The sequence below is a fragment of the Okeania sp. SIO2F5 genome (genome assembly GCF_010692685.1).
GTDB lineage: Bacteria > Cyanobacteriota > Cyanobacteriia > Cyanobacteriales > Microcoleaceae > Okeania > Okeania hirsuta.
In genome coordinates this window covers 25,240-33,423 of sequence record NZ_JAAHGU010000073.1, presented here as the reverse complement: position 1 = coordinate 33,423, position 8,184 = coordinate 25,240, and the positions used below count along the sequence as shown (strand labels likewise).

Genomic DNA, 8,184 nt, shown 5'->3' with positions numbered 1-8,184 from the left:
TGTTAAAAAATGGTGGGGGAGTAATAGTAAATAATGCTTCTATGTTTGGGTTAACTGGTTTTGCTAATGGTTCAATTTACTGCGCTAGTAAACATGGTGTGATAGGTTTAACAAAAGCTGTTGCTTTGGAACAAGCTGAAGCAGGTATTAGAATTAATAGTGTTTGTCCTGGTGTAATTCAAACGGATATGAATGACCGTATTTTTGGCAAGGATGATGATAGTGAAGGTAAAGTACAAATGGCAGCAGCACACCCTATTGGTCGTTTAGGTAAACCAGAAGAAATAGCTAATGCTGTTGTTTGGTTATGCTCCGATGCGGCTAGTTTTATTACAGGTCATTCCCTACCAATAGATGGTGGTTATACTGTGAAATAGTTGTAGTTATATTTCCTGGTTAGGTCTATAATTTGCACAAATCTGTAATAACCGCATTAATTTATGATTTCCAGTATAACAGGACTTATGCACTGACAACATATATAGGGTTTCGCTCAGTTACGCTACCGCGCTTCACACCCTACCAATAGGATTCATGGGTAAGTCCTGTATAAATTAATCTGAGGTTGTCAAACTATGGTCAATTTGTAGTTAAAGTCTGAAATAAAATGACACAACAACATATAACCTTAATTACTGGTGCAAGTCGGGGAATAGGTTACTCTACAGCAGAATATCTGGCGCAAAAAGGACATCTAGTAATTGGCCTGGCACGTCACGTTCCAGAAAAACCCTTTCCTGGTGAATTTGTCATAGTTGACTTGAACGATCGCCACGCCACAACAGAAACTCTGGCTAATTTAACCAAGCAGTATGCTTTTGATGGAGTGGTAAATAATGTAGGAATAGCACACCCAGAGTTATTAGAAGAAATAACACTAGATAATTTCGATGCAGTTATTGACTTAAATTTGCGTGTTGCTATCCAAACTGTGCAAGCAGTGGTGCCATTAATGAAGGCAAAAAAGTGGGGTCGTATTGTTAATCTTTCGAGTATTGCTGCTTTGGGAGCGCAAAACCGTGGCACTTATGCTGTCAGTAAGGCCGGAATGATTAGTTTCACTCGCACTTGGGCCTTGGAGTTGGTCAAGAGTGGGATAACTGTTAATGCTGTTGCTCCTGGGCCTATTGACACAGAATTATTTAGATATTATTACCCATCAGGAAGTGAAGTGGAAAAGCGCTATTTAAGGGGGGTGCCAATAGGTCGCTTTGGTAAACCTTCGGAGGTAGCTGCAAGCATTGGCTTTTTCTTTTCAGAAGAGGCAGGTTATATTACTGGGCAGACTCTTTTTGTAGATGGTGGTTGTACTATTGATATACATCCTTATTACAAGACAAGATAACGAAGTCAGAAGTCAGAAGTCAGAAGTCAAACGAAGTCAGAAGTTAGAAGTTAGAAGTTAGAAGTTAACCCACCCCTCGCCCCTCCCCCTCCCAGGAGGGGAAGTAGGGGATGCGTGAGCAACTCTCCAAAAATATTGCGCCTTAAAAGGCGGGGTTTTAGACCCATGTTATTTTGATAAATTATTTTACTCTCAAGAAAATGGCAGAACAACACATTACCCTCATTACTGGTGCAAGTCGGGGAATAGGTTACTCTACAGCAGAATATCTGGCGAAAAAAGGACACCTAGTAATTGGCCTAGCACGTCACGCTCCAGAAAAGACCTTTCCTGGTGAATTTTTTACAGTCGATCTGAGCGATCGCCACGCTACAACAGAAACTCTGGCTAATTTAACCAAGCAGTATTCTTTTGATGGAGTGGTAAATAATGTAGGAATAGTACACCCACAACCACTAGAGGAGGTAACACTGGATAATTTCGAGGCAGTTATTGACTTAAATTTGCGTGTTGCGATACAAACTGTTCAAGCAGTGGTGCCATCAATGAAGGCGAAAAAGTGGGGTCGTATTGTGAATATTTCTAGTATTGCTGCTTTAGGAGCGCAAGACCGCACCAGTTATACAATAGCAAAAGCTGGAATGATTAGTTTGGCTCGCACTTGGGCTTTGGAGTTGGTCAAGAGTGGAATAACTGTTAATGTTGTTGCCCCTGGGAGAATAGAAACAGAAATTGGTAGGCGCATTTTTCCAACCGGAAGTGAAGAGGAAAAGCGCTTAATTGGTGGGATACCAATGAGACGTGCTGGTAAACCTTCGGAAGTAGCAGCAGCTATTGGCTTTTTCTTTTCAGAAGAGGCAGGTTATATTACTGGGCAAACTCTTTTTGTAGATGGTGGTTGTAGCATTGATGTACATCCTTATTACAAAACAAGATAAATTATTGATTCAAATTTACAGGTAAAATTTCAAGGACAATCTAATTCAAAAGGTAGAAAATTAAGATAGAATGCTTGATAATTAACTGTTGAAAAATTATCAATGACTGAAAATATTTTATATCCCTGGAAACAAGAAACTATAATTCGCCATACTCAAAGGTTGTTATTGAGCTATAAATATTGGACTGGTAAATCTCTACTGGATATAGATGGAACACCGGAAACAATAGCTCAAGCATTGTGGGAAGCTCCATTTGTTGTTGCTTCTCACGGTATGGAAGAAAACCCTATCTTAAATTATGGTAATCAGCAAGCCTTGGATCTATGGGAAATGAGTTGGGAGCAATTTACTAATACCCCTTCTCGTCAGACAGCAGAACTTCCAGAGCGAGAAGATCGCCAGCTATTACTGACTCAGGTAAAAACTCAAGGTTATATTAGTGGTTATCGGGGGATTCGTATTTCCAGCACAGGTAAACGGTTTTGGATTTCAGATGTTACCGTCTGGAATCTTCTAGATAAAAATCAACAGCAATGTGGTCAAGCTACTACTTTTAAGGAGTGGGAGTATATTTAGCTAGTAGTGGTGAATTGTGATTATCTAGGCAATAAAATATTAGGTATTTTAGACTCCATTTTATGTGTAATATTTGATAATTAATAGACTATAATAATACAATCTTAAATTGATAAGTTTTTTGAACTTTTTATGTAAAAAAAATACTATAAATACTAAGATTAGTTTGAACATCATCATGTTTTAAAAAGGATAAAAGCAATGAATCTAATTAAAGAATTTGAGGGAAAAATTGCTCTAATTACAGGAGGTAGTTCAGGTATTGGTAGAGCTACCGCCCTAGGTTTTGCAAAAAAAGGAGCCAAAGTAGTGATCGCCAGTCGTAGGGAAAGAGAAAGTCAAGAAACAATAGCAATGGTTAAAGAAATGGGTAGTGAAGCTATCTTTGTCAAAACAGATATTACTCAAGCTACTGAAGTTGAAAACTTAGTTAATCAAACAATTAATACTTATAATCGTTTAGATTATGCCTTCAATAATGCAGGTACAGAAGGCATATTAGGACCTAGTATTGAACAAACTGAATCAAATTGGAATCAGATTATTAATACCAATCTTAAAGGAGTTTGGTTATCAATGAAATATCAGATTCCACAAATGTTAAAAAATGGTGGGGGAGTAATAGTAAATAATGCTTCTATGTTTGGGTTAACTGGTTTTGCTAATGGTTCAATTTACTGCGCTAGTAAACATGGTGTGATAGGTTTAACAAAAGCTGTTGCTTTAGAACACGCAACAGCAGGTATTAGAATTAATAGTGTTTGTCCTGGTGTAATTCAAACAGATATGGTTGACCGTGCTTTTGGCAAGGATGATGATAGTGAAGCTAAAGTACAAATGTTAGCAGCACACCCTATTGGTCGTATTGGTCAAGCAGAAGAAGTAGCTAATGCTGTTGTTTGGTTATGCTCCGATGCGGCTAGTTTTATTACAGGTCATTCCCTACCAATAGATGGTGGTTATACTGTGAAATAGTTGTAGTTATATTTCCTGGTTAGGTCTAGCATTTGCACAAATCTGTAATAGCCTGATTAATTTATAATTTCCACTATAAATTAATCTGAGGTTGTCAAACTATGGTCAATTTGTAGTTAAAGTCTCAAATAAAATGACACAACAACATATAACCTTAATTACTGGTGCAAGTCGGGGAATAGGTTTGTCTACAGTCGATCTGAGCGATCGCCACGCTACAACAGAAACTCTGGCTAATTTAACCAAGCAGTATTCTTTTGATGGAGTGGTAAATAATGTAGGAATAGTACACCCACAACCACTAGAGGAGGTAACACTGGATAATTTCGAGGCAGTTATTGACTTAAATTTGCGTGTTGCGATACAAACTGTTCAAGCGGTGGTGCCATCAATGAAGGCGAAAAAGTGGGGTCGTATTGTTAATATTGCCAGCATTGCTGCTTTGGGAGCGCAAGACCGCACCAGTTATACTATAGCAAAAGCTGGAATGATTAGTTTGGCTCGCACTTGGGCTTTGGAGTTAGTGTCAAGTGGGATAACTGTTAATGTTGTTGCTCCTGGAGGAATAGAAACAGAAATGGCTAAACGTATTTGCCCACCTGGAAGTGAAGTGGAACAGCGGTGTATAAGGGGGATACCAATGAAACGTTTTGGTAAACCTTTGGAGGTAGCTGCAACTATTGGTTTTTTCTTTTCAGAAGAGGCAGGTTATATTACTGGGCAAACTCTTTTTGTTGATGGTGGTTGTAGCATTGATGTACATCCTTATTACAAAGGAAGATAAATTATTGATTGAAATCAATAATGTTAATATGGTTCAGTTAAAGATTTTTTTTTGCACATCTGTAATGTGTAAGAGCTTATATTTACGTTGTCAATCAGATGAATTTTTGTCTGCTCTGTTTGCGCAGCATTCCGTAGGAAACTGTATTGACCCAGATGTGAATCCTCAACTTAGTTAACTGTGCAAGAATATTCTACAGCACAGGTTTAATCCTAATAAATTTTACTACAATTAATTAATCGGGAGAACAGTATGCACATTATCAAAATTGGTTTAGCCAAAAGTGGTAATTTTTGGTTACATACAATTTTACATAACATTATTGAGCATAGCGGTCTTAAGTATGAAAGCTTTATTGAAAATCAACCCATATATGAAATTGCTAAAACTTGGGGTCTCAATCAAATAAAAGATAGAGTTAGTATTGATGTTTTAGATATTACAAAAAATGCTCTATTTTATAGAATAGGTAATATATTTAGATATCCAGTTGATGATATAGATGATTATATTAATAGCTCTACTTTGGTTTGGACTCATGCTCAGATGAGTAGTAATGCTTTAAATGTTATACAAAAATTTGACAAGCTGGTATATATTGTTCGTGACCCTAGAGATTTATTAATTTCTTGGTCTAATTTTGTATTTACTCCTTATATAAAAAGATATTACCCTTATGTCATTTCTGATGAAACAGATTCAGAAAGTTATTTAAACAACAACCTGAAAACAATCATCAATGATTGGATGAATCATGTAGGAGCATATTTAAAACATCAGAAAGATTTGAATATTCATTTTGTTTTTTATGAAAGATTGCTAGATAATTTTGACCTAGAGCTAGAAAAAATCTTAGAATATTTGGAAATTGAGTTAGACGCAAAAGTTAGAGGTGAGATTAAAGAAAAAGTATCATTTAATCAGATGAAGAAAGAGAGTCCAAATCATCTAAGAAAAGGTCAATTAGGACAGTGGGTAGATATTTTAACAGATGCACAAAAAGAGGAAGTTTTGCAAATGGCAACTCCTCTATTAAAGTTGTTAAATTATCCACTAAATAGTCAAGTAGACTTTCTACCAGCATTGCCTGAAAAATTACCCCAAAATATTAATTTACCAGATGGGAAAGTGGTGATACTTAAACCATCTAATCATTAAAATTCAATTATTCAAACCCACGGGTAAGGGTTGGTAATTGATTGGGATATCTGTAGAGGTATAGCACTACGCAAATACGTTAGGACATTGCTAAATCCTGAAACAATCTCTGAGATTACTTCTGAGTTCTGAGTTCTAACTTGCGCGTAGCGCTATAGTACCACTCTGCCTACCTCGGTCAGACCAATTACGAGGGGATTACCCCAACAAATTCCATTTATGGAATTGACCAACCCTCACAGGCGAAATTCCCAAGGCAATCAACTGGGTTGGAATATGTTGTAGCAAGGTTCCAGCACTAATAATTTTTACTACAATTAATTAATCAGGAGGACGCTATGCACATCCTAAAAGCTGGGCTAATTAAAAGTGGCAATTTTTGGCTCCATACAATTTTACATAATATTATTGATTATAGCGGTCTTAAATATGAAAGTTTTATCCAAAATCAACCCATATATGAAATTGCTAAAACTTGGGATGTTAATCAGCTAAAAGGGCAGATTGATATTAATTGTTTAGATATTACAAAAAATGCTGTATTTTATAGAATAAGTAATATATTTAGACATCCAGTTGATGATATAGATGATTATATTAATAGCTCTACTTTGGTTTGGAGTCATTCCCAGATGAGTAGTAATGCTTTTACTATCATGCAAAAATTTGACAAGGTGATATATATTGTTCGTGACCCTAGAGACGTATCAATTTCTTGGTCTAATTTTATATTTACTCCTTATGTAAGAAGATATTTTCCTTTTTTTACTGTTGATGAAACTAATTCAGAAACTTATGTAAACAAAAATTTAACAACAATTGTTTCTGACTGGATGAATCATGTAGGAGGATATTTAAAGCATCAGAAAGATTTGAATATTCATTTTGTTTTTTATGAAAGATTGCTGCATGATTTTGACCGAGAGCTAGAAAAAATTTTAGCATATTTAGGAATTGAATTAGATAAAAAAGCTAGAGGTGAAATCAAAGAAAAAGTATCATTTAATAGCATGAAACAAGATAGTCCTAATCATATCAGAAAAGGTCAATTGGCACAGTGGGTAAATATTCTCACCGATGCCCAAAAAGAGGAGGTTTTGCAAATGGCAACTCCTCTATTAAAGCTGTTAAATTATCCGTTGAATAATCAAATAGATACTTTGCCAGAGTTACCTGAAAAATTCCCAGAAAATCTGAATTTACCTGATGGGAAAGTGGTATTACTCAAACCATCTAATCATTAAATTTAATTATTCAAACGTACAGAAAAAATCTGAAACACAATCAACCAACCGTACCGGAATATCCCGTAGCACAGGTTCAAGACTAATGAGCCTATCCCACTATTCTAAAAATACTTATTTCTTTGAGTAAAATTTGCCTGAAAAGTTTTATTTATTGTTTTTAGTTATGACAATAGTTAAGCTTTTTAGCAAAAACATTATTAGTGGGATAGCTTAATTATTTTTACTACAATTAATTAATCAGGAGAAGACTATGCACATCCTAAAAGCTGGGCTAATTAAAAGTGGCAACTTTTGGCTACATACAATCTTACATAATATTATTGATTATAGTGATTTTCAATATGAAAGTTTTATCCAAAATCAACCCATATATGAAGCTGCTAAAAAATTAAATCTGAATCTGTTCAAAGGGCAAATCAATATTAATTTTTTAGATATTACAAAAAATGCTGTATTTTATAGACTAGGTAATGTATTTAGATACCCAGTTGATGATATAGATGGTTATATTAATAGCTGTAGTGTAGTTTGGACTCATGCTCCGATGAGTAGTAATGTTGTAAATATTATACAAAAATTTGACAAGCTGATATATATTATTCGTGATCCCAGAGATGTATTAATTTCTTGGTCTAATTTTGTATTTTCTCCTTATATGCAAAGATATTACCCTTATATCATTTCTGATGAAACCGATCCAGAAACTTATTTAAACAACAACCTGAAAACAATTGTTTCTGACTGGATGAATCATGTAGGAGGATATTTAAAACATCAGAAATATTTGCATATTCATTTTGTTTTTTATGAAAGATTGCTGCATAATTTTGACCGGGAGCTAGAAAAAATATTAGAATATTTGGAAATTGATTTAGACGAAAAAGCTCAAGGTGAGATTAAAGAAAAAGTATCATTTAATCACATGAAGAAAGATAGTCAAAATCACCTAAGAAAAGGAAAGTTAGGACAGTGGATAGATCTTCTGAGCGAGGCACAAAAAGAGGAAGTTTTAGAAATAGCAACTCCTCTATTAAAACTGTTAAATTATCCACTGAATTCTTACATAGATTCTCTCCCAGAATTACCAGAAAAATTCCCAGAAAATCTGAATTTACCTGATGGGAAAGTGGTATTACTCAAACCATCTAATCATTAAAT

The 8,184-nt window shown here is 35.1% G+C and carries 9 protein-coding genes; all 9 read left to right on the top strand.

Going from position 1 to position 8,184, the window contains the following annotated elements; genetic code table 11:
* Nucleotides 1-377, top strand: a 377-nt coding sequence (locus tag F6K27_RS20635) for an SDR family oxidoreductase (protein WP_287300908.1), incomplete at its 5' end; no start/stop codon positions are given.
* Nucleotides 378-607: 230 nt separating this feature from the next.
* Nucleotides 608-1,345 carry an SDR family oxidoreductase gene (locus tag F6K27_RS20630; protein WP_287274278.1) on the top strand — a complete coding sequence of 246 codons (738 nt, stop codon included), beginning with the start codon at nt 608-610 and terminating at the stop codon, nt 1,343-1,345.
* A 200-nt stretch (nt 1,346-1,545) separates the two neighbouring features.
* Nucleotides 1,546-2,283, top strand: coding sequence for an SDR family oxidoreductase (locus F6K27_RS20625; protein WP_287274276.1), 738 nt, complete (start codon nt 1,546-1,548; stop codon nt 2,281-2,283).
* Between the two features lie 102 nt (nt 2,284-2,385).
* Nucleotides 2,386-2,862, top strand: coding sequence for an MEKHLA domain-containing protein (locus tag F6K27_RS20620; protein ID WP_287274274.1), 477 nt, complete (start codon nt 2,386-2,388; stop codon nt 2,860-2,862).
* Between the two features lie 201 nt (nt 2,863-3,063).
* The gene (locus tag F6K27_RS20615; RefSeq protein ID WP_287274273.1) at nt 3,064-3,837 is read left to right on the top strand and encodes an SDR family oxidoreductase; all 774 of its coding nucleotides are present in this window, start codon (nt 3,064-3,066) and stop codon (nt 3,835-3,837) included.
* Nucleotides 3,838-3,970: 133 nt separating this feature from the next.
* Nucleotides 3,971-4,621, top strand: a complete 651-nt coding sequence (locus tag F6K27_RS20610) for an SDR family oxidoreductase (protein WP_287284037.1) — start codon at nt 3,971-3,973, stop codon at nt 4,619-4,621.
* Between the two features lie 252 nt (nt 4,622-4,873).
* A complete protein-coding gene (locus tag F6K27_RS20605) occupies nt 4,874-5,779 on the top strand; it encodes a sulfotransferase domain-containing protein (RefSeq protein ID WP_287278418.1) in 906 nt (301 codons plus the stop codon).
* Nucleotides 5,780-6,117: 338 nt separating this feature from the next.
* Entirely contained in the window at nt 6,118-7,023 is a 906-nt protein-coding gene (locus F6K27_RS20600) for a sulfotransferase domain-containing protein (RefSeq protein ID WP_287278417.1), read from the top strand.
* Between the two features lie 253 nt (nt 7,024-7,276).
* Entirely contained in the window at nt 7,277-8,182 is a 906-nt protein-coding gene (locus F6K27_RS20595; RefSeq protein WP_287278416.1) for a sulfotransferase domain-containing protein, read from the top strand.
* Nucleotides 8,183-8,184 lie beyond the last annotated feature (2 nt).

What these genes read in the sequence shown, in the direction of transcription:
- F6K27_RS20610 (WP_287284037.1), top strand. Translation starts at nt 3,971, where the DNA reads ATGACACAACAACATATAACCTTAATTACTGGTGCAAGTCGGGGAATA.
- F6K27_RS20605 (WP_287278418.1), top strand. Translation starts at nt 4,874, where the DNA reads ATGCACATTATCAAAATTGGTTTAGCCAAAAGTGGTAATTTTTGGTTA.
- F6K27_RS20625 (WP_287274276.1), top strand. Translation starts at nt 1,546, where the DNA reads ATGGCAGAACAACACATTACCCTCATTACTGGTGCAAGTCGGGGAATA.
- F6K27_RS20600 (WP_287278417.1), top strand. Translation starts at nt 6,118, where the DNA reads ATGCACATCCTAAAAGCTGGGCTAATTAAAAGTGGCAATTTTTGGCTC.
- F6K27_RS20620 (WP_287274274.1), top strand. Translation starts at nt 2,386, where the DNA reads ATGACTGAAAATATTTTATATCCCTGGAAACAAGAAACTATAATTCGC.
- F6K27_RS20630 (WP_287274278.1), top strand. Translation starts at nt 608, where the DNA reads ATGACACAACAACATATAACCTTAATTACTGGTGCAAGTCGGGGAATA.
- F6K27_RS20595 (WP_287278416.1), top strand. Translation starts at nt 7,277, where the DNA reads ATGCACATCCTAAAAGCTGGGCTAATTAAAAGTGGCAACTTTTGGCTA.
- F6K27_RS20615 (WP_287274273.1), top strand. Translation starts at nt 3,064, where the DNA reads ATGAATCTAATTAAAGAATTTGAGGGAAAAATTGCTCTAATTACAGGA.